General features: G+C 71.6%; 19 protein-coding genes and 1 tRNA gene. 15 read left to right on the top strand and 5 right to left on the bottom strand.

The window, feature by feature from the left end; all coding sequences use genetic code 11:
- The first annotated feature begins 59 nt into the window (after positions 1–59).
- From Q8A52_RS10665 to Q8A52_RS10610, 12 genes are all read left to right on the top strand, one after another.
- A complete protein-coding gene (locus Q8A52_RS10665) occupies positions 60–410 on the top strand; it encodes a hypothetical protein (protein ID WP_316750449.1) in 351 nt (116 codons plus the stop codon).
- 141 nt (positions 411–551) lie between these two features.
- Positions 552–1,358 (top strand): hypothetical protein, encoded by an 807-nt coding sequence (locus Q8A52_RS10660; protein WP_316750447.1) that lies wholly within the window; start codon positions 552–554, stop codon positions 1,356–1,358.
- A gap of 53 nt (positions 1,359–1,411) precedes the next feature.
- Positions 1,412–2,572, top strand: a complete 1,161-nt coding sequence (locus Q8A52_RS10655) for an NAD(P)/FAD-dependent oxidoreductase (protein WP_316750445.1) — start codon at positions 1,412–1,414, stop codon at positions 2,570–2,572.
- A complete protein-coding gene (locus Q8A52_RS10650; RefSeq protein ID WP_316750443.1) occupies positions 2,569–2,898 on the top strand; it encodes a (2Fe-2S)-binding protein in 330 nt (109 codons plus the stop codon). The genes Q8A52_RS10655 and Q8A52_RS10650 overlap by 4 nt, the downstream gene beginning before the upstream one ends.
- Positions 2,891–4,294, top strand: coding sequence for an FAD/NAD(P)-dependent oxidoreductase (locus tag Q8A52_RS10645; protein WP_316750441.1), 1,404 nt, complete (start codon positions 2,891–2,893; stop codon positions 4,292–4,294). Before Q8A52_RS10650 ends, Q8A52_RS10645 begins: the two co-directional genes overlap by 8 nt.
- A gap of 71 nt (positions 4,295–4,365) precedes the next feature.
- Positions 4,366–5,262, top strand: coding sequence for a dihydrodipicolinate synthase family protein (locus Q8A52_RS10640; protein WP_316750438.1), 897 nt, complete (start codon positions 4,366–4,368; stop codon positions 5,260–5,262).
- Between the two features lie 15 nt (positions 5,263–5,277).
- Complete coding sequence (locus Q8A52_RS10635; RefSeq protein WP_316750436.1) at positions 5,278–6,279, top strand: proline racemase family protein; 1,002 nt, start codon at positions 5,278–5,280, stop codon at positions 6,277–6,279.
- 158 nt (positions 6,280–6,437) lie between these two features.
- Positions 6,438–7,145, top strand: a complete 708-nt coding sequence (locus Q8A52_RS10630; protein ID WP_316750434.1) for a GntR family transcriptional regulator — start codon at positions 6,438–6,440, stop codon at positions 7,143–7,145.
- Positions 7,146–7,448: 303 nt separating this feature from the next.
- Positions 7,449–10,124, top strand: a complete 2,676-nt coding sequence (locus tag Q8A52_RS10625; protein ID WP_316750432.1) for an ATP-binding protein — start codon at positions 7,449–7,451, stop codon at positions 10,122–10,124.
- 333 nt (positions 10,125–10,457) lie between these two features.
- Complete coding sequence (locus Q8A52_RS10620) at positions 10,458–11,486, top strand: polyprenyl synthetase family protein (protein WP_316750430.1); 1,029 nt, start codon at positions 10,458–10,460, stop codon at positions 11,484–11,486.
- A 64-nt stretch (positions 11,487–11,550) separates the two neighbouring features.
- Positions 11,551–12,705, top strand: coding sequence for a terpene synthase family protein (locus Q8A52_RS10615; protein WP_316750428.1), 1,155 nt, complete (start codon positions 11,551–11,553; stop codon positions 12,703–12,705).
- Positions 12,702–14,090, top strand: coding sequence for a cytochrome P450 (locus tag Q8A52_RS10610; protein ID WP_316750426.1), 1,389 nt, complete (start codon positions 12,702–12,704; stop codon positions 14,088–14,090). The genes Q8A52_RS10615 and Q8A52_RS10610 overlap by 4 nt, the downstream gene beginning before the upstream one ends.
- 102 nt (positions 14,091–14,192) lie before the next feature.
- Here the strand turns inward: Q8A52_RS10610 and Q8A52_RS10605 are convergent.
- From Q8A52_RS10605 to Q8A52_RS10595, 3 genes are all read right to left on the bottom strand, one after another.
- Positions 14,193–14,266, bottom strand: a tRNA-Pro gene (locus tag Q8A52_RS10605).
- A gap of 212 nt (positions 14,267–14,478) precedes the next feature.
- Entirely contained in the window at positions 14,479–15,693 is a 1,215-nt protein-coding gene (locus tag Q8A52_RS10600; RefSeq protein ID WP_316750424.1) for a serine hydrolase domain-containing protein, read from the bottom strand.
- A gap of 113 nt (positions 15,694–15,806) precedes the next feature.
- Entirely contained in the window at positions 15,807–16,316 is a 510-nt protein-coding gene (locus tag Q8A52_RS10595) for a hypothetical protein (RefSeq protein WP_316750421.1), read from the bottom strand.
- A 131-nt stretch (positions 16,317–16,447) separates the two neighbouring features.
- On the opposite strand from Q8A52_RS10595, the gene Q8A52_RS10590 reads away from it, so the two are divergent.
- Positions 16,448–16,792, top strand: a complete 345-nt coding sequence (locus Q8A52_RS10590) for a cupin domain-containing protein (RefSeq protein WP_316750419.1) — start codon at positions 16,448–16,450, stop codon at positions 16,790–16,792.
- Here Q8A52_RS10590 and Q8A52_RS10585 read toward each other — a convergent pair.
- Positions 16,782–17,792, bottom strand: coding sequence for a LacI family DNA-binding transcriptional regulator (locus Q8A52_RS10585; protein WP_316750417.1), 1,011 nt, complete (start codon positions 17,790–17,792; stop codon positions 16,782–16,784). The two genes, Q8A52_RS10590 and Q8A52_RS10585, sit on opposite strands and share 11 nt — an antisense overlap.
- Before the next feature lie 111 nt (positions 17,793–17,903).
- Here Q8A52_RS10585 and Q8A52_RS10580 point away from each other — a divergent pair, with 111 nt between their 5' ends.
- Positions 17,904–19,064, top strand: a complete 1,161-nt coding sequence (locus Q8A52_RS10580; protein WP_316750415.1) for a Gfo/Idh/MocA family protein — start codon at positions 17,904–17,906, stop codon at positions 19,062–19,064.
- 96 nt (positions 19,065–19,160) lie between these two features.
- Here Q8A52_RS10580 and Q8A52_RS10575 read toward each other — a convergent pair whose 3' ends face one another.
- On the bottom strand, positions 19,161–20,192 hold the full coding sequence (locus Q8A52_RS10575) for a LacI family DNA-binding transcriptional regulator (RefSeq protein ID WP_316750413.1): 1,032 nt from the start codon (positions 20,190–20,192) through the stop codon (positions 19,161–19,163).
- A 129-nt stretch (positions 20,193–20,321) separates the two neighbouring features.
- On the opposite strand from Q8A52_RS10575, the gene Q8A52_RS10570 reads away from it, so the two are divergent.
- A complete protein-coding gene (locus Q8A52_RS10570) occupies positions 20,322–21,488 on the top strand; it encodes a phytanoyl-CoA dioxygenase family protein (protein WP_316750411.1) in 1,167 nt (388 codons plus the stop codon).
- The last annotated feature ends 11 nt before the right edge of the window (positions 21,489–21,499 follow it).

Genomic DNA, 21,499 nt, shown 5'->3' with positions numbered 1-21,499 from the left:
ACAAGAGGTGGCGCGGTGCGCTGGAAACGGGCCGACATGTGCGGAAGGAGCCGGATCCCATGGCGGACGACCCACGCACCGGGGCCGGTGCGGTGCCGGGAGCCGTGCCCGAGACATTCGTGTTCACGTGCCGGGACTGCGGATACGTCTGGCAGGCGGTCTTCCAGGTGGTGTTCTTCACCGACCCGACCTCGCTGGACACGCAGGAGTACGTCGACGAGGCGGGCCGGCCCGTACGGTCACCCCTCGCCGACGCGGTCTGCCCGTTCTGCCACGGGCGGCACGTCCATGTCACGACGCCCGAACTCGCCGGACGCGCCGAACCTCGGAGGGCCGACCGGCACGGGCACCGCTTCCACCTGCGCCATCGCCGTCCGGGGCGGCCCGGGAAGGGAACCGGCTCCGCCTGAGCACCAGCGGAGGCCTCAGCCCCGCGGCGGGGGGCTGAGCACCTGCGGAGCCCTTCACCCGAACGGCGCGGTGCGCTGGTCGGCCGCCGAGACCGGTGGTGCGGTGGAAGGACGTACCGCGTTCCACAGGAGGCCGCCGCGATGAAGCGTCCGTACCGACCCGCACGTGTCCTCGCCTCCGCCCTGGCCACCGGGGCGCTCCTGGCCACGGTCTCCTGCTCGGGGGACGGCGGGTCCCCGGAAGCCGCGCCGGCCTCGCCCGCGGCCCAGCGACCCCCGTCGCCGTCCGCCACGGCCGCCCTGACCGGGGCCGGCGCGAAGGCCGCGCTGATCACCGAGGCCGACATCGAGGGCGACTGGACGCAGGTCAACAACGCGGCGGCCTGGCGCAACGAACTGCTCGTCGGCAAGGTCGACGTCGCCCAGTTCCTCAGCGCGAGGTCCAATGCCGCCGACTGCCAAAAGCTCCTCGACGGCATGTACTCCGACACGCTGCTGGGGCGGGCGACCGGCGCCTCGGCGCTCACCGGCTTCACCGCGGTGGACTACCGGCTGCTCTACCAGGTCGGCGACTACGGCAAGGAGTCGGTGGACAAGTCCCTGGACTGGCTGGGGAGCCTTCCGCAGAAGTGCGCCCAGTTCACCGCGACCGCCTCCGACGGCAGCGAGCGGACGGTCCAGGTCGTCGAGCTCCGGCTGCCCAACGCGGGCGACGCCAGACAGGGGCTGACGGTGACGGTGCAGGGCACCGCGGACGGGCAGCCGATCACGCTCACCCAGGACGTCGCCGCGCTCCGGGTCGGCGCCTCCGGGGCCACCGTTACCAACGGTGGCCCGTCGGGCGCCGATCATCCCAGCACCGTGTCGTCCGTGGAGGCGGGCGCCCTGCGGCTGCAGGACGTCCTCTCCGGGAAGACCCCGACCGCGAACCCGAGCCAGTTCGACTGACCCGCCCCGGCGCGACCCTCCCCCGAGACAGCGACATGTGACATAGTACTGCCGTGGGGAAGCGACTGACCTGCGATGTCGTGGTGGTCGGGGCCGGGATGGTGGGCGCGGCCTGCGCGCTGTACGCCGCACGGGCGGGTCTCGACGTGATCGTGGTGGACCGGGGCCCGGTCGCCGGCGGCACCACCGGCGCCGGCGAGGGCAATCTGCTCGTCTCCGACAAGGAGCCCGGGCCGGAACTCCAACTCGCGCTGCTGTCAGGCCGGTTGTGGGCCGAGCTGGCGCAGGAGACCGGCGAAGCGATCGAGTACGAGCCGAAGGGCGGCCTCGTGGTCGCCGAAACACCCGAAGGTCTCTGCGCCCTGGAGAAATTCGCGGACGGGCAGCGGGCTGCCGGAGTCACGGCGGAGGCGGTGAGCGCCGACCGGCTCCGCCTCCTCGAACCCCACCTGGCACCCGGCCTCGCGGGCGGGGTCCACTATCCGCAGGACGCCCAGGTGATGCCGGCGCTGGCCGCAGCCCACCTGCTGCGGGCCTCGGGCGCCCGCCTCCTCACCGGCCGGACCGTGACCGCGGTGCCGCACACGCCGGACGGCTCGGTGCGCGGCGTCCGCACGGACCACGGCGAGATCCACGCGCCGGCCGTGGTCAACGCCGCGGGAACCTGGGGCGGTGAGCTGGCCGGTCTGGCGGGCGTGCACCTGCCCGTACTCCCCCGGCGCGGCTTCGTCCTGGTCACCGAGGCGCTGCCCCGCATGGTCCGGCACAAGGTGTACGCGGCCGACTACGTGGCGGACGTCGCCAGCGACTCGGCCGCGCTGAAGACCTCACCGGTCGTCGAGGGCACGGCCGCCGGGCCGGTCCTGATCGGCGCGAGCCGCGAACGGGTGGGCTTCGACCGGTCGTTCTCCCTGCCCGCCGTACGGGCGCTGGCGGCCGGCGCGACCCGGCTGTTCCCGTTCCTGGCCCGGGTGCGCGCACTGCGCACGTACGCGGGTTTCCGGCCGTACCTGCCCGACCACCTGCCCGCGATCGGGCCCGACCCCCGGGTGCCGGGGCTGTTCCACGCCTGCGGGCACGAGGGCGCGGGCATCGGACTCGCCACCGGCACCGGGCATCTGATCGCCCAGGTGCTGAGCGGCACAGCGGCGGAACTGGACCTCACGCCGTTCCGGCCGGAGCGCTTCCCACGAGACGAGGTGAACACCGCATGAATCCACTTGAGTTGGCCGGGGCGCGACCGGGTCCGGCGTTCACGGTGACGTTCGACGACCGGACGATCGAGGCGCTGCCCGGCCAGACGGTCGCCGCCGCACTGTGGGCGGCGGGCGTGACCGCATGGCGCACCACACGGCGCGAGGGCCGTGCGCGCGGGGTCTTCTGCGGGATCGGGGTGTGCTTCGACTGCCTGGTGTCCGTCAACGGCCGGCCGAATCAGCGGGCCTGCCTGGTTCCGGTACGGCCGGGCGACACGATCCGCACACAGGAAGGGACCGGCCACGACGGCCGTAGCCGGGAAGGGACGGGGCACGATGGCTGAGCGACCGCGCCTCGCCGTGATCGGGGCGGGCCCGGCGGGCCTCGCCGCGTCACTGGCGGCGGCCGCGCGGGGGGTGCACGTCACCCTCGTCGACGCCGCCGAGGAGGCGGGCGGGCAGTTCTACCGGCAGCCCGCCGCCGGGTTCGGCGCGCGCCGCCCGCAGGCCCTCCATCACGAGTGGCGGACCTGGGAGCGACTGCGGTCCGGGCTCCAGCACCACATCGCGGCCGGACGCCTTCGCCATCTGACCGATCATCACGTGTGGTGTGTGGAAGGGGAGTCGGGGGCCGACGGGTTCGCCGTGCACGCGCTGCGGGGTCCCGCCCAGGAGCAGGGTGTCGCGGTGCGCGCCGACGCCGTCCTGCTCGCCACCGGCAGTTACGAGAAGGTGCTGCCCTTTCCGGGCTGGACCCTCCCCGGGGTGGTCACCGCGGGCGGGGCGCAGGCCATGCTCAAGGGCGGCCTGGTGCTGCCGGGACGCACCGCCGTGGTCGCCGGGACCGGGCCGCTGCTGCTGCCCGTGGCGACGGGGCTCGCGGCGGCAGGCGCGCGCGTGGCCGCGCTCGTCGAGTCCGCGGATCCCGGGGCCCTCCTGCGCCGGACCTCCGCCCTGGCCGCGCAGCCCGGCAAGCTCGCCGAGGGCGCCTGGTACGCGGCCCGGCTGCTGCGTCACCGGGTGCGCACCCTCGTCCGGCACACCGTGGTCGAGGCGCACGGCACAAACCGGCTGGAAGCGGTGACCGTCGCGCCGCTCGACGCCCGGGGTCGGACCGTGCCCGGCGGCGGGCGCCGCATCGAGTGCGACACTCTCGCCGTCGGGCACGGCTTGCTGCCGCACACCGACCTGGCCGGGACACTGGGCTGCCGGCTGGTCGGCACGAACGTCCAGGTCGACGACGAGCAGCGCACCGATGTGCCGGGCGTCTGGGCGGCCGGGGAGACCACCGGGATCGGCGGGGCGAGGCTCGCCCTGGCCGAGGGGCACATCGCGGGCCACTCCATCGCCGCCCGCCTCAACGGGTCCAGGCCCGACCCGCGCGCCTGGGCCGCCGCGGCCCGCGCCCGGTCCCGGTTGCGCGGGTTCTTCACGGCGCTCGATGCGGTGTACGAACCGCCCGCGGGGTGGGCGGACCTGGTCACGGACGACACGGTCGTGTGCCGCTGCGAGGAGGTCACCGCCGGGGAGATCCGGACGTCCGTGAACGGTCTCGGCGCCGGCGATCTGCGCACCGTGAAGCTGCTCACCCGGGCCGGGATGGGCTGGTGCCAGGGCCGGATGTGCGGTGCGGCGGTCGCCGGGCTCACCGGGTGCCCGCTCACCCCGGCGCGGCAGCCGCTCGCCCGGCCGGTGCCCCTGGGGGTGCTCGCCGGACAGGACGAGGAACAGTCGGACTGACCGCCGGCAGCATTCACATTCACCTTCCGACATCAGTACTATGTCACACACCATCGGATTGGGGACCACTCATGACCCTCCCGGAGAACCGCCCCTGGCGCGGCGTCCTGGTCGCCACCACGCTCCCCCTGCGCGACGACCTCACGGTCGACTACGACGCATACGCCGAACACTGCGCCTGGCTGCTGGAGAACGGCTGCGACGGCGTCGTACCGAACGGCTCGCTCGGCGAGTACCAGGTGCTCACCACCGAGGAGCGCGCCAGGGTCGTCGAGACGGCCGTGGCCGCGATCGGCGGCGCGCGGGTGATGCCGGGCATCGCCGCCTACGGCTCCGCCGAGGCCCGCCGCTGGGCCGAGCAGGCGGGCGAGGCGGGCTGCGCGTCGGTGATGCTGCTGCCGCCCAACGTCTACCGCGCCGACGAGCGGTCCGTGCTCGCCCACTACGCCGAGGTCGCGCGGGCGGGCCTGCCGGTGGTGGCGTACAACAACCCGATCGACACCAAGGTCGACCTCGTCCCCGAACTGCTCGCGAGGCTGCACGGCGAGGGCCACATCCACGGCGTCAAGGAGTTCTCGGGCGACGTACGCCGCGCCTATCGGCTCGCCGAACTCGCCCCGGAACTCGATCTGCTGATCGGCGCCGACGACGTACTGCTGGAACTGGCCGTCGCGGGAGCCAGGGGCTGGGTGTCCGGCTATCCGAACGCGCTGCCCGCCGCCTGCACCGAGTTGTACCGATCCGCCGTGTCGGGGGACCTCGCCGCCGCCCTTCCCCTGTACCGGCAGCTGCATCCGCTGCTGCGCTGGGACTCGCGGGTCGAGTTCGTGCAGGCCATCAAGCTGTCCATGGACATCGCCGGACGGCACGGCGGCCCGGTGCGCCCGCCGCGGGTCCCGCTGCTGCCCGAGCAGGAGGCCGCCGTCCGAGCGGCGACCGGGAAGGCCCTCGTCGCGGGGCTCGGCTGACAAGGAGGCCCGAAAGTGCGCAGCAAACTCGTCCTGCACGCCGTCGACTCGCACACCGAGGGCATGCCCACCCGCGTGATCACCGGCGGGATCGGCACCATCCCCGGTGCGACGATGAACGAGCGGCGGCTGTACTTCCGTGAACACCGCGACCACATCAAGCAGTTGCTGATGAACGAGCCGCGCGGGCACTCGGCGATGAGCGGTGCGATCCTGCAGCCGCCGACCCGCCCCGACTGCGACTGGGGCGTCGTCTACATCGAGGTCTCCGGCTATCTGCCGATGTGCGGGCACGGCACGATCGGCGTGGCGACCGTGCTGGTGGAGACCGGCATGGTGGAGGTCGTCGAGCCGGTCACCACCATCCGGCTGGACACCCCGGCCGGACTCGTCGTCGCCGAGGTCGCGGTCGAGGAGGGTGCCGCCAGGAACGTCACGCTCAGGAACGTGCCGTCCTTCTCCGCCGGCCTGGACCGCAAGGCCGTGCTCGCCGACGGGCGCACGGTGACCTACGACCTCGCGTACGGCGGGAACTTCTACGCGATCCTGCCGCTGGAGGAGTTCGGCCTGCCCTTCGACCGCACCCGCAAGGACGACATCCTGAGAGCGGGTCTGGCCCTGATGGACGCCATCAACGCCGAGGACGAACCGGTCCACCCCGAGGACCCTTCCATCCGCGGCTGCCATCACGTCCATCTGTACGCGCCCGGCGCCACCGCCCGTCACTCACGGCATGCGATGGCCATCCACCCCGGCTGGTTCGACCGCTCGCCCTGCGGTACGGGCACCAGCGCGCGCATGGCACAACTGCATGCGCGCGGCGAACTGCCCCTGCACACCGAGTTCGTGAACGAGTCCTTCATCGGCACGCGGTTCACCGGACGGCTCTTGGGCGAGACCGAGGTCGCCGGGACCCCGGCCGTGCTGCCGAGCTTCACCGGCCGCGCCTGGATCACGGGCACGGCCCAGTATCTGCTCGATCCGACCGACCCCTTCCCGGAGGGCTTCGTGCTCTAGGGCCCGTCCGGCGGATCATGCCGCAGACGCGGGGCCTGGCACGCCCATCTGTGCTGATTCGGCGCCGCTGCTTTCCTGCGACTTGGTCCGCCGGACAGGCCCCAGCCGTCCATACTGGCAGCACGTGACATGGCACCAGCCGTTCGAGGAGACGCCCGATGACCGCCCAGCGCAGCAGCCCCCCGTCTGCCGCACCCGAACTCCCCCGCCTGGGCGGCCGCAGGAGCAGCTACCGCGAGCGGGTTGCCGAGGCCCTGCGGGCCGCGCTGATCGCCGGCGAGCTGCGGCCCGGTGAGGTCTACTCGGCCCCCTCGCTGGCCGCCCGCTTCGGTGTCTCGGCGACGCCGGTGCGCGAGGCGATGCTGGACCTGGCCAAGGAGGGACTGGTCGACACCGTCCCCAACAAGGGCTTCCGGGTCACCGCCGTCTCCGACAAGCAGCTCGACGAGTACACGCACATCCGCTCGCTCATCGAGGTCCCCACCGTGGTGCAGCTGGCCAAGGCGGCCGACCGGGTCTCCCTGGAGGCGCTGCGCCCGGCCGCCCGGGAGATCGTGACCGCCGCGCTGGCGGGCGACCTCATCGCGTACGTCGAGGCGGACACCCGCTTCCACCTGGGGCTGCTCGCCCTGGCCGGCAACGCCCATCTCGTGGAGGTGGTCGCCGATCTGCGGGGGCGCTCCCGCCTCTACGGGCTCACCGCGCTGGTGGAGGCGGGCAGTCTGCTGGCCTCCGCCGAAGAACACCTGGAGCTTCTGGACGCGTTGCTGGACCGCGACGAGCGGGCCGTGCGCGAGATCATGACCCGTCACCTGGGCCATGTACGCGGTCTGTGGGCCGCCCGGGCCGATCGGGAACCGAGCTGAGCGGCCCCGTGGCCGCCTGAAGTGGCGGCTGTCCCGCGCTCCGGCGTAACCCGAAGCACGCGCTGTTCGTTCACAAGCAGGCGAGGAAGCGACAGTGTAGCCCCATACGCTCGTGCGCGGTGTATGTGCACATCGACTGCTCGCCGAGCGTTGATCGGTGGATACGCTGTGTCAAGGTGGGAATCCCGGCGCGCAACGTAGGGCGCCATGCCGCGAGGGGGACGAGTGCTGGTGGGTCGGACCGAGACACAGCCACGTGGGACGCGAGCGGGGGCCGGCGAGCGGCGCCGTCGGAGCATCGGGATGGTCCCGAGCACTCTGGAACGAGACGTCGAACTGACCGTGGCGCAGACGTCGTTGGACGCTCTGAGCAGTCGTTCGCAGACGGGCGCGACAACCCCCGTGGCCCGTGGGGACGGTGTGCTGGCCTTCACCGGCGCTGCGGGAGCGGGCAAAACGACCCTGCTGGACGCGGTGCGCGGGCTCGCCGCGGAGCGCGAGTGCCGTGTGCTGTCCGCCAAGGGAGGCGAACTGGAACAGGGCGTGGCCTTCCACGTGGTGCGCCAGCTGTTCCAGCCGCTGCTGGCCTCGTACTCCGACAGTGAGCGGCGCGAGCTGCTGGGCGACTGGTACGGGATCATCGGGCCCTGTATCGGCCTGTGCCCCGCGGGGGATGGAGCGGCACCCGATCCGCAGGGTGTGCGGGACGGCCTGGACTGGCTGGTCACCAACGTGGCGCTGCGGCGCGGACCGTTGGTCATGATCGTCGATGATGCGCACTGGGTGGATCTCGAGTCCCTGATGTGGCTGACCTCCTTCGCCCGGCAGGCCGAGGATCTGCCGACGCTGATGGTGGTCGCCTACCGGCCGGAGGAACCGACCGAGGGCGCGAAGGCGTTCAGCGGCATGATGGAGCGGAACCGGGTGCGGCCGCTGGACCTGGAGCCGTTGACGCCCGCAGCGGTCTCCACGCTGCTGCGGGAAGCGCTCGTCAAGGACGTCGACGAGGGGTTCTGCCACGAGGCGTGGCGGGTCACCGGCGGCAATCCCTTCGAAACGGTGGAGCTGGCCGCCACGATCCGCGAACGCGAAGTCGAGCCCGTCCGGGAGAATGTCCGGCTGCTGCCGGACCTGGCCGCGGCCACCACCATGGGCGGCGGTCTGGTGGACCGGCTCGAGCAACTGGGCACGTCCGCCACCCGCCTCGCCTGGGCGGTGGCCGTTCTTGGTTCCGAGGCGACCCCGGATCTGGTGGCGTCCCTGGCGGCACTGGGCCCGGCCAACGTCGCGCAGGCGGCGGACCTGCTGCGGGCCGAGCACATCCTCAAGCCCGGTGAGCGGCTGGAGTTCGCGCATCCGCTCATTGCCACGGCGGTGTACCGGGCGATTCCCGGCGGCACCCGGGCGGCCATGCACGGCAAAGCGGCGTGGGAACTCATCGATGCGGGCCTGGGTGCGGCAGTGGCGGCGCGGCACCTGCTGGAGACTCAGCCCGAGGGCGACGACGCGGTGGCCCGCCGGCTGCACGACGCGGCCCGTGAGTATGTGCGCCGGGGCGCTCCCGAGGCCGCCCGCCGCTGTCTGAGCAGGGCCCTGCGCGAAACTCCGGTCGCGGAGCTGCGGGCCGCCATCCTGCACGAGCTCGGTTCGCCGGCTCTGACACACGACCCGACGACCGCGGTCAACCATCTGCGGGCGGCGTTGGACGAACCCGACCTGCCACCCGAGCTGCGTCAGGGCATCGTGATCCGTCTCGCGCGGGCGCTGGCGTACTGTGGCCAACTGACCGAAGCGATGGGCGTCATGGAGGAGGAAGCCCGCACGACCGCGGACGCGCGCGGCCGACTGCGGCTGCTGACCGAGCATTTCATGCTGGCGGCCTTCACCTCCGAGGACCACGACGGCCCGGCACTGTCACGCCGGCTCGCCCAGCTCACCGAGCGGCTGACCGGGCACGAGGAAACGGAGCGGTATCTCTTCGGACTGCGCGGGTGGGACGCCGTGGTGCGCGGCGAGTCGGTGTCGACGGCCCTGCAGTACGCCGAGCGGGCGATGAGCGACGAGATGAGCTGGACCGACGAGCGGTGGGGGTTCGAGGTTCCGGCACTGGTGGCGCTGACCTTCCTGTACTGCGACCGTCCCGAACGGGCCGAAGACCTGTTCGCCCGCGGCATCGCGGAGTTCGAGCGCCAGGGGTGGCGTGGCACTCCCTTGGCACTCGGCTACACCTTCCTCGGCTACATCCGGTTCCGCTGCGGCCGGCTCACCGACGCGGAGGACTTCGTCAGGGCGGGACTGCGGCTGGCCGACCGGGTGAGTCCGCACGCGCCCGCGCACTGGTACGCGATCGGAAGCCTGATCGAGATCCTGCTCGCCCGAGGTCAGGTCGATGCGGCGGAAAGGATGGCGGCGGATCACGGTTTCGGCGGGCCGTTCCCGCCTGTCGTGACGTTTCCCGACGCCCAGACCGTATATGCCGAACTGCTGCTGGCCCGGGGAATGGCAAAGGAAGCGGCAGCGGAACTGACCCACGTGGGAGAGCGGCTGGACGGACACGGGATGCGCAATCCGGCGCTGTATCCATGGCTTCTGCGCCTCGCCCTCGCATCCCACGTCACAGATGTCCGGCGGGCCCGGGAGCTGGCTCACAAAGCGGTGCAGCGTGCCGAACGCTTCGGCGCGGCATCCACCACCGGGCATGCGCTGCGCGTCATGGCACGGCTGAGCGACGGCCCCCAGACCATCACCCTGCTGCAGCGTGCAGTCACGGAATTGGAGCGATCGCCCTCGGCGTACGAGCTCGCCTGCGCCCAGGTCGAGTTGGGCACGGCACTGCGCCGGGCCGGCCGGGTTTCGCAGGCTGCCGAGCCGCTGTACCAGGGTGTGGATCTCGCAGCTCAGTGCGGTGCCGATCCCATGGTGACCCTGGCGCGTGACGAACTCATCGCCGCGGGACTGACGCCCCGCCGCTTGACGTAGGCGCCCAACGGCGGCCGCCGAGGGCGCATGGGGATCTCATGGGGCGCGCCGGAGCCAGAAACGCGCCCCCCGTGCGCGCCAGATCGTGAGCCATGGTGCGCATGGGGATCGTTGCAGGTTTCACCGCCGGTCGCCCCGTGAAGGCTCCACGTGAGCCCCGGAGGAGCAAGGTCTTTCGCGATCCCTCACGGTTTACGCAGGTGGCGGCAGCCCCCTCCAGAGCTCCGCTGTGACGGGCGTATCCCTGGGGGGGCCATGCGAGCGGCGATAGATGCAGAGGATCGGGCCGTAACTCTCGATCACTCGGCGCCGGACCTTGCGCAGATCCGGCACATGGCAGGCTCCGCCCTCGCCGATTTCCTCGACCGGAAATGTCTCATGGCAGAGCCCTCCCAGTTGCTCGAACCGAAGGAGATGCTCCGCGGTTTCCTTTCCCCCGGCGGCAAGCTCGTCCGACCGGTGATGTGCCTGTGCGGCTGGTATGCCTCGGGCGGCGCGCGGGATCCGGGGCCCGTGGTGAAAGCCGCCGCGTCCCTGGAGTTGTTCCATGCCTTCGCTCTCATTCATGACGATGTCATGGACGACAGCGACACCCGCCGGGGACGGCCGACTCTGCACCGGCTTCTTGCCGAATTCCACCGGCACCGGCGCATTCCCGGACATGCGGAACGGTGTGGCATCCACGCCGCCGTACTGCTCGGCGATCTCGCTCTTGCGTGGTCGGACGAGATGTTCCACACGGCAGGTCTGTCACCCGCACAGATACGAGCGGCTCGCCCGCTGCTCGACACGATGCGCGGCGAGGTCATGCTCGGCCAGTACCTGGATCTGCTGGCCACCGGACGGCCGATCGGCGAGATCGGGCACGCCCTGACGATCAGCCGCTTCAAGACCGCCAAATACACGGTCGAGCGCCCCCTGCACATCGGTGCCGCGCTCGCGGGTGCCGGTCGCACGATCCTGGATGCGCTGACCGCGTACGCCCTCCCCGTCGGCGAGGCCTTCCAGTTGCGAGACGACCTCCTCGGCGTCTTCGGCGATCCCAGGAAGACCGGGAAACCCGTCGACGACGACCTTCGTGAGGGCAAGTACACCGTACTGATGGCGCTCGGAATCGCTCGAGCCGATTGCGCGCAGCTGAGCGTGCTGCGCTCACTGGTGGGCCGCTCGGACCTCGATACGGAACAGGCCGACGCGATCCGCGGTGTGCTGGTGTCCACCGGCGCCCGCTCCGCGGTGGAACAGATGATCAGCAGCAGACGACGCAGGGCCCTGAGCGCGCTCCGCGGCGCGCCGTTACCACCTCATGCCATCACGGCCCTGCGCGGGCTGGCTCATGCCACCTCCGCGCGCAGTTCCTGAGCGCCTCGGCGCATGTGTCGTCATCGCTCGCCCGCCATGAACTCCCGTGACTCCAGGGGACCCCATGTCTGACATCTCGCCGCTGCGCACGGGCACCTCGCTGCTTGCCCGGTACGAATACGAGGACGCCGACGGATTCTTCCTCCCGGAGCTGCCGCGGCTTCTTCCGGTGGCGTACCACCCCAAGGCGGCGCAGATCGAGTTCCGGTCGAATTCCTGGGTGCGCCGCTTTCTGGCAGGGTGTTTTGCCGACGAAGAGGACCTGCTTAAGCTCCTGCGCGAACGAGTGGGCCTGTACGCACCCCTCATTGCTCCGACGGCCGATGAACAACGCGTCCTGGATCTTGCCGACTTCTACCATTTCGTAGGGCTCATCGACAATCTGGCGGCGGACCACACCGGGCTGGGAGCCAGCCACCTCGGAGCCCGCGACGTCTTCGACGGGATCATGGCCGACTTCGGCGCCGGGACCGAAACCGCAATGGGCGACAACTCCCCGTTCGGACGGGCGGCTCGAGACCTGTGGCGGCGCATCAGCCCAGGACTGACGCGACGTCAGATCCAGCGGTTCAGGTCGAGCATGAGCAGCTTTCTGCAGGGAGTCACCAACGAGCTTCCCTACCAACTGTCCGGCTCGGTTCCGGACTACGACACCTACCTGACCATGCGACTCGACAGCTTCGGCTGCGACTTCATGCTCCTGCTCACCGAATACGCCCTCGCGATCGACATCACCGGGCCGGCCGCGTCGCCTCAGTTCGTGGACATGCACGCCCACGCGCTGCGTCAGTTGATCCTCGTCAACGACCTGCTGTCCCTGCGCAAGGAGCAGGGAGACCCCATGAACGCGGTACGGGTACTGTGCTGCCACTGTGGGCTGACGCTCCAGCAGGCCGTCGACACCGTCTGCGAGTTGGTCGGCATCCATGAGCGTGCGTACATCGCGGCCCGGGACGCCGTGCGGCACGGACCGTTCGGCACCCGCGCGGATGTCCGCACCTACCTCGTCGGGCTTGATCACCTGCTCGCGGGCAGCCAGGAGTACGAATACCTCACCCCGCGCTACTTCGGCGACGGATCCGTGTGGGACGGCTCCACCTCCGGATGGATCAGCCTCACCGCTCCCATCGCCAGATTCCTGCCCCGGACCGGCCACGGAAACGGGGCGTCAGCGGTCCAGCGCTTTCAGCATCCACACCGGAAGGAGATGAAGAGTTGACGGCGACCCACGAGGCACCACCGGTCTCACGCCCCGCGACCACGGGCGTGGCTCCCGGTGGGCTCCCCCTGCTCGGCCATGCGATACCCCTGCGGCGACGGCCGTTGGACTTCCTGGCCGCACTGCCCGCCCACGGCGATCTGGTGGAGGTCCGGCTCGGTCCCCACCGGACATACCTGGCCTGCCATCCCGACCTGGTCCAGCAGGTACTGCGGGACTCACGGACCTTCGACAAGGGCGGCCCGCTCTTCGACAAGGTTCGCCTCCTCACGGGCAACGGCCTGGCCACGTCCTCCTGGGCGGACCACCGGCGGCAACGCCGGCTGATGCAACCGGCCTTCCATCCCGAGAAGATGGCCGGTTACGCCACCGTGATGGGCCATGAGATCGGCTCCATGCTCGACTCGTGGCAGGAAGGGCGGGCCTTCGACGTCAATGCCGCGACGCAGGCGCTCACGGCGCGCATCATCGTCCGCACGCTGTTCTCCACCCGGATCGAGGACTGGGCCGTCGCCGAGATCCAGCGCTGTCTGCCGGTCATCACCCGGGGCTTCTACACACGCATGGTCGCTCCGGTCGCCCTGATGGAGAAGCTGCCCACGCGGAGCAACCGCCGTTTCGACCGGGCTCTGGAACGGATGCGAAGCGTCATCGACGGGACCATCAGCGGCCATGCTGCCGGAATCGACCACGGGGACCTGCTGTCCGGCCTGCTCGGAGCCGAGGACGAGGAAACCGGCGGGCGACTGGCCAGGGACGAGATCCACGACCAGGTCATGACCTTGCTCCTGGGTGCGACCGAGACCACGGGGAACACTCTGGCCTGGATCTTCCACCTCCTCGGCGAAAACCCCGAGGTGGAGGAGCAGTTGCACCGTGAATTGGACGGGCTCCTCCCTGGCCGCCGGCCCGGCTTCGACGACCTGCCCCACCTGGACTACACCCGGCGTGTGGTCATCGAGGCGCTGCGCATGTACCCGACCACCTGGTTGCTGACCCGGTCGACCACGTGCGAGACAGAGCTCGCCGGAGTCCGGCTCGCCCCGGGCACCACCGTGCTGCTCAGCTTCTACGCCCTCGGCCGCAACCCGGCGCTGTACTCCGCCCCCGAACGGTTCGACCCCGACCGCTGGCTGCCCGAGCGGGCCAAAGCCGTACCGCGGGGTGCCTGGAACTCCTTCGGCGGCGGCAGCCGCAAATGCATCGGCGACCGATTCGGCACGATCGAAGTCATGCTGGTCCTGGCCGCCGTCGCCGCGGGCTGGCGGCTCAGGCCCCAGCCCGGCCCCGGCATCCGGCCGGAGCCGAAGGCGAGCCTGAGCACCGGCCCCCTGCCCATGTTCCCCGAGCGGCGGCGTCGAGGAAGCTCCGCCACGTCGGAGTAATCGGAGTAACCGGTGCCACCAGAACGAGCCGCAACAAGCCGGAACGAGGAAGGGCCCGGGACGGAATACTCCGGCCCGGGCCCTGAACTGCGCCTTCGCAAGTCGGGACGACAGGATTTGAACCTGCGACCCCTTGACCCCCAGTCAAGTGCGCTACCAAGCTGCGCCACGTCCCGGTGCGATGTCACACGGTGTTCCGCGTGATCGCGCAGGTCAACCCTACCGCACGCGTACGAGTGCCGCTGCCGCTCGCTCCGCGACAGGGCCGGTGACCCGGCCGGCGCGCCGGACCGGGACGAGGAGGGCGGCGCCCGCGGCGCGACGACGACGCACAGCGCGACCGCGTGCTGGCGATCGCGCTGGACGGCGTGCGCGTCACCCGCTGAGGTCAGCCGATGTCGAGGCCGAGCGGGTGGTCCGGGGCCAGGGCCGCGGCGATGCGGTTGGTGATCGTCTGGGCCGTGTTGCCCGCGGGCGCCTCGGGACCCACGGTGGTGGACACGGCGATGGCGAGCCGCCCGCCCGGCTCATAGGCCTGTACCGCCGCGAAGCCGGCGAAGGAGGGGTTCTGCACCACCCAGCCGTTCTTGACGATGACGCCCACGCCGTAGTGGAAGGCGTCGGTCTGCTTCAGGCACACGGTGGCGGGGCAGGTCGCGGTCGGGGCGCCGAGCCCGGGAGTGCCGGGGTCGAGCTGCACCTGGTAGGAGTGCCGGGAGAGCAGCCGGCCCGATCCGATGCCCTGGGCCGAGCCCGCCAGGTCGCAGATGTCGGTGGTGAAGACGGCGCCGGGGGCGGTGGTCCAGGACGGGTTCCAGAACGTGGACTCCTCGTAGGTGCCGCGTTCGGCGTCGTAGGCGTGCAGCGCGGGCTGCGGGATCTCCGGGGTGAAGCTGTTCGACGTCTGGCTCAACTGCAGCGGATCGAGGACGCGTTCGCGCAGCAGCCGGTCCAGCGGCGTGCCGGTGATCTTCTCCAGGGCTTCGCCGAGGAGGACGAAGTTGGCGTGCGAGTAGCTCCAGTTGGTGCCCGGCGCGTACCACAGGGGGTGGCCGAGCGAGAAGGCCAGCACCTCGTTCGAGGTCCATTGCCGGAAGGGGTCGGCGTAGAACTGCTTCACGAACGCCGGGTCGGTGACGTAGTCGTGCAGCCCGGACGTGGAGTCACCGAGCATCCGCAGCGTGATCCGGTCGCCGTTCGCCAGGTCGGGCAGCCAGCGGGAGACGGGGTCGTCGAGGCTCACCCGGTGCTCGTCGACGAGTTGGAGGAGCACGGTTGCGAGGTGGGCGATGGCGACCGAGCCCGCCCGGAAGTGCATCGCGGGCGTGGCCGGAACACCGCTCATCGACTCGCCCGCCGCGTCGGTGACCAGCTCACGTCCATTCACCGTGACCCGTACCAGGACAGCCTTGAGATCGAGCTCCCGCTGGGCCCGCCGCACGATGTCCTGGACCTTCCGGACCCGGTCGTCCGTGCTCTGCCCGCCGGCGACGCAGCCCCGGCCGGGGCGCTCGGCGGCCGGTACCGCCGTCGTCTGGAGGGTCACCGCGAGCAGGGCGGCGACGCACAGCGAGAGCGCACGCATACCCGCCATTCGGGTCATAAACCCCATGGTGGCATCGCCTGGGGCGGGCCGCTCCAGACGTCCGCCACAACGGTTCGAGTACGAGGTCGGAGCAGGCGTACCGGAAGGGGTCGGGCACACCGGACTCCCGGCTAGTGGATGAGCGCGTTCGCCACCACCACGACCACGCCGAGCAACGCGTCCCCCGCGCCGATCAGTACGGCCGCGGGCCAGGTCCGCGCCGCCCCGCGGGCGGTCACCAGCCCCAGCACGAACAGGATGACGATGTTCAGGACGAACGCCGGGTACTCGACCCCGCTCGCGGGCCACCAGCCCCACCCGGCCCCCGCGAGGATGAAGACCGTGGGGATCACGGCCGCGACCAGCGGCCACTCGTCGGCCAGGATGCGCAGCACCTCCCGGCCGCGGTGCGGGCCCCGCTCGGCGATGTAGTGGGCGTAGCCGTGCGCGAGGGCGGAGGCGAGCGCGGTGACCAGCAGCCAGAGGGCGTCGTAGCGGCGGGCGGCCTGGGAGGTGTGGCCGTACTCGGTGAGCGCGGCGACCAGCGCGCTGGCCAGTACGGCGCCGTAGACCCCGCCGAACAGGACGGCTTCGCGGGTGCCGTGCGGGCTGGGCCCGGGGGCCGCCGTGGAGTCGTCCATGCTCCCCACGATCACCCGCGCCCGGTGGCGCCGCCACTTCGCTTCGCCCCGACGAAGTGTCCTCCCACCAGGACCGATGTCCCACATTCTGTCGACGGCGCGGGCGCCGACGAGCTCGCTAGGGTCGTCCCATGACCCACAGCTTCGCTCTCCACATCCCCGACGCCGAGCTCGAGCCCGAGCCCCTCGACCCGGAGCAGATCGTCTCGGGGTCGCCCGAGGTGACCGGAAAGGTGGTCTGGGAGTCGGAGGACGGTCGGCAGATCCGCGGGATCTGGCAGATCACCCCGGGCGTGGTCACCGACACCGAGGCGGACGAGCTGTTCGTCGTGATCAGCGGCTCGGCGACGATCGCGGTCCAGGGCGGGCCCACGCTGGAGGTCGGGCCGGGCGACATGGCCGTGCTGCGCGAGGGCGACCGCACGACGTGGACGGTGCACGAGACGCTGCGCAAGGCGTACGCGATCAATCTGTGAGGCCGGGGGGCGCCGCCGTGGTGCCCCTGATCTCCAGGGTCGGTGCGGCGAGGTGGACCCGGCCCGCTCCCCCGGGCCGCTCGAAGCGGTCGAGGAGGCAGCGGGCGGCGCGGCGGCCGACCTCGTGCGGGGCCGTGTCGACGGTGGTCAGCCAGACGTGGCGCAGCCGGGCGATGCTCGTGTTGTCGTAGCCGGTCACCGAGACGTCCCGCGGCACCCGCAGCCCCAGCTCCTCGGCCGCCGACAGCGCGCCGACGGAGGCGATGTCGTTGACGGCGAGGATCGCGGTCGGCCGGTCCGGACGGCTGAGCAGCCTCACGGTAGTGCGGTAACCGCCCTCCTCGGTCATGTCGCTCGTCTCGATCCGTACCTCGGCCGCCAGGCCGTGCGCCCGCATCGTCGCCTCGAAGCTGCGCCGGCGCAGCTCGCCGACGGCGCCGTACCCGGCGATGTGCGCGATCCGGCGGTGGCCGAGCCCGATGAGGTGCTCGGTGACCAGGCGTGCGCCGGTCTCGTCGTCGCCCGCGACCACGTCCACGCCCGGCAGCGCCGGCTCACGGGCGCCGGCGACGACGACCGGCATCCGCTCGGCGATCGCGCCGAGAACCGCCGGTTCGGGCAGGGTGCCGACCGCCACCAGGCCGTCGACGCCCAGGTCCAGGAAGGGGCCGGTGAGATCGTCGCCGGTGCGGCGGTTCAGCCGGGCATCGGCGAGCAGCATGTGCAGGCCGTTGTCGCGCAACAGCGAGTTCAGGCCGTCGAGGAGGTCGACGAACCACGGGTTGCGCAGGTCGTTGAGGAGGACACCGACGGTGCGGGTGCGCTGCTCGCTGAGGCTGCGCGCGGCCGCGTTCGGCCGGTAGCCGAGCTCCCGGACCGCCCGCAGCACGGCATCCCGCTTCTCGGGGCGCACCTGGTCGGAACCGCGCAGCACCAGCGAGACCAGCGACTTGGACACTCCGGCCTGCTCGGCCACGTCGCGGATGGTCGGCGGTCTCATGACGTGGACCGTTCCATGTGGTGGGCACGGTTGTCAAAGGGCTTGACACAACGGAATTCGCCTCCCAGGGTGGCCTGGACAAGAAATGGACCGGTCCAAAGAGGGGCTGTCATGGTGGATGCGCTCGGCGTTGCCGTCGTCGGATTCGGCTGGATGGGCCGGGTGCACACCCAGGCGTACGCCCGCGTTCCGCACCATTACCCGGGGCTCGCCCTGCGGCCGCGCCTGGTGACGGTCGCCGAGGAGGTGCCGGGCCGGGCCGAGGAGGCCGCGGCGCAGTTCGGGTTCTCCTCGACGACCCGCGACTGGCGCGAGGTGGCCGCGGATCCGCGGGTGCAGGCGGTCAGCATCACCGCCCCGAACTTTCTGCACCGGGAGATCGGTGTCGCGATGGCCGCGGCCGGCAAGCACATCTGGATCGAGAAGCCGGTGGGCCTGACCACGGAGGACGCCCGCGCGGTGGCCGACGCGGTGGCCGAGGCCGGGGTGCACGGGGCGGTCGGCTTCAACTACCGCAACGCGCCCGCCGTGGAGGCCGCCCGCGATCTGATCGCCTCGGGTGACATCGGCGCGGTGACGCATGTGCGGATCCGGCTGTTCAGCGACTACGCGGCTCATCCCGACGGTGCCCTGACCTGGCGGTACGAGCGCGAGCGCGGTGGCAGCGGGGTGCTCGGGGACCTGGCCTCGCACGGCGCCGACCTGGCCCGCTTCCTGCTCGGGGACATCGCCTCGCTGACCGCCGACACCGCGGTGTTCGTGCCGCAGCGGGCCCGCCCGACGGGTGCCACCGCCGGGCACGCCCTCGCCTCCGGCGGCGAGCTCGGCCCCGTCGAGAACGAGGACTACGTCAACTGCCTGCTGCGCTTCGCCTCCGGCGCCCGCGGCGTCCTGGAGGCCTGCCGGGTCTCGGTCGGCGAGCAGAACAACTACGGCTTCGAGGTGCACGGCACCAAGGGCGCGGTCTTCTGGGACTTCCGCCGGATGAACGAGCTGGCGGTCAGCCGCGGCACGTCGTACCAGGACCAGCCCGTCAGCACGGTGTACGTCGGCCCCGGCGACGGCGAGTTCGGCGCGTTCCAGCCGGGCGCGGCCAACGCCATGGGCTATGACGACCTCAAGGTCATCGAGGCATACCGTTTCCTGCGCTCGATCGCCGAGGCCGGGCCACACGGCACCACCCTCGCGGACGCCGTGCGCAGCGCCGCCGTACTGGACGCGATGACGCGGTCCGCGGAGACGGGTGGATGGGTCGACGTGCAGACGCCGTAGGCACGTTGTAAGGCGTGATCGCCCGGATCGCTGACTGCCCGATCGCCGAAGACACCCCCGGCACGGCACCACCCCCACCGCAGCACCGCCGGCCGGTCAACGTGCCGGCGCCGTAGGCATGTTGTAGGGCGTGACCACCTGGATCGACGACGGCACCGCCGGTCCCGCGGGTGGTAGTGCGCCGTGGGCGCGCATCACCAGGTGGCAGGACTCGCGCATGTCGTGGCGCAGGTCGTGGTGGAGCACGGCGGACAGGCGGTGTTCGCACAGCAGGCGGGTGTTGTCGTGGTCGAGGTCGTGGGCCACGAAGACGGCGCACTCGCGGCCCAGGTCCTCGAAGGCTCGCAGCGTGGCTATGTTGCCGCCGCCGATCGAGTAGACCGCCCGGATCTCGGGGTCGCGTTCCAGGGCGGCGCGGACGAGGTCGTACTGGGTCGCGTCCAGGCCCTGCCCCTCGGCGATCTCGACGAGTGTGCGCTCGGGGTGCCGGGCCCGCATGACGCCTCGGAAGCCCATCTCGCGCTCCTCCTCGTTGCGGAAGAAGCCGCTGCTGAGGCTGGTGAGGACATTGCCGGGACGGTCGCCGAGCCACTGCCCCATGAGGTACGCCGCCGTCGCGCCCGCCGCCCGGTTGTCGATGCCGACGTACGCCAGCCGGGCGCTCGCGGGAAGGTCGGTCACCAGGGTCACGACGGGGATGCCCGCGGTGGCGAGCCGGCCGACGGCGGCCGTGACCTCGGGGACGTCCGGTGCCTTGAGGATCACGCCCTGCGAGCCCCGACGGGTGACCCGGTCCAGGGTCGCGACCAGCTCCTCCACCGGCCCGGTCTGCCGGAAGTGGAAGCGGGAGCGCAGCACGGCCGGGTGCAGCGACGGAAGCTCCGCCTCCAGGGCGGCGCGTACGGCCGTGGTGAACCGCTCCGGCGCCTGCATCACGATGTCGACCATGAACGTACGGCCGACCAGCCGCACCTGGGTGCGCTGCCGGTCCAGGTCGGCGATGGCCCGGCGGACCTCCTCGGCGGTGCTCTCCCGCACCCCTCCCCTGCCGTTCAGCACACGGTCCACGGTGGCCTCGCTGAGACCTGCCTGACGTGCGATCTCGCGGATCGGGAAGGGATGGCCCACGGCGGCGCTCCTTGAGGGGTTTTTGATGGCTCGCTGCTGGTTGTTCGATGGGTTTGTACTGACAAGAATGACAGGGCCGCGTCGCTCGCGTGACAGCGCGTCGCCTCCGTGACCGAAAGAAGGACGCCGATGTCCCTCGCCGCCGAACAGGCCCGCGCCTGGCTGTCCGAGCAGGACTGCGACCTCGACGCCTTCCGCGCGCTCGTCGGCCGGACCACCGACCTCGCGGACTTCCCGCACGCCTCCTCGGTGGACCGGAACGTCCTCGTCTATGACGGCGAGCGGCTCCGCGCGGCCGGCGACCGCCACGAGGTACGGACCGAACTGGTTCGCGCGCTGGCCGACGGCCCCGGCGTCGTCGTGTTCCGGGCCGCGTTCCCCGACCCGGCGGTCGTCGACCGGGCCACGGCCGTGTTCGAGGCGCTGATCGCCGAGCAGTCCGAGTCGGACGCGCCGGCCGGCGACCACTTCGCCGCGCCGGGCGCCAACGACCGGGTCTGGAACGCCCTGGAGAAGGCGGCCCTGTACGACCCGGAAGTGTTCGCCGACTACTACGCGAGCGACGTCCTCGCCCTGGTCTCCCGGGCCTGGCTGGGCCCGGGCTACCAGGTCACCTCGCAGATCAACGTGGTCAATCCGGGCGGCGCGGCCCAGACCGCGCACCGCGACTACCACCTCGGGTTCCTCTCCGGCGAGGCCGCCGCGAGCTACCCGGCGCATGTGCACCGCCTCTCCCCCGTGCTCACGCTCCAGGGCGCGGTCGCGCACTGCGACATGCCGGTCGAGTCCGGCCCGACGATGTACCTGCCGTACTCGCAGACCTACGAGCCCGGCTATCTGGCCTGGCGGCTGCCGGAGTTCCAGGAGTACTTCAGGGCGCACCACGTCCAGCTCCCGCTGGCGAAGGGCGACGCGGTCTTCTTCAACCCGGCGGTCCTCCACGCGGCCGGCACCAACCGGACCCTCGACGTGCGCCGCATGGCCAACCTGCTGCAGGTGTCCTCGGCCTTCGGCCGCGCCATGGAGACCGTGGACCGGGAGGCGGTGACGAACGCCGTCTACCCGGTGCTGCGCCGCCGCCGGGCGGAGGGCGTCGGCGAGGCCTGGCTGGATCGCGTCATCGCGGCGAGTGCCGAGGGCTACCCCTTCCCCACCAACCTCGACAGCGACCCGCCGGTCGACGGTATGGCCCCGCCCTCGCAGGCGGACGTGGTACGGCGGGCACTGTGCGAGGGGTGGGCCCCGCGGGCGCTGCGCAACGAGCTGCGGGCCGGCGCCGCGCGGCGCGAGAGCTGAAAGGGCAAGCA

The organism is Streptomyces herbicida, from assembly GCF_032656585.1.
GTDB classification, from domain to species: domain Bacteria; phylum Actinomycetota; class Actinomycetes; order Streptomycetales; family Streptomycetaceae; genus Streptomyces; species Streptomyces herbicida.
Note: the sequence above shows the minus strand (reverse complement) of the source record. Positions and strands in the feature narration are given on the sequence as shown.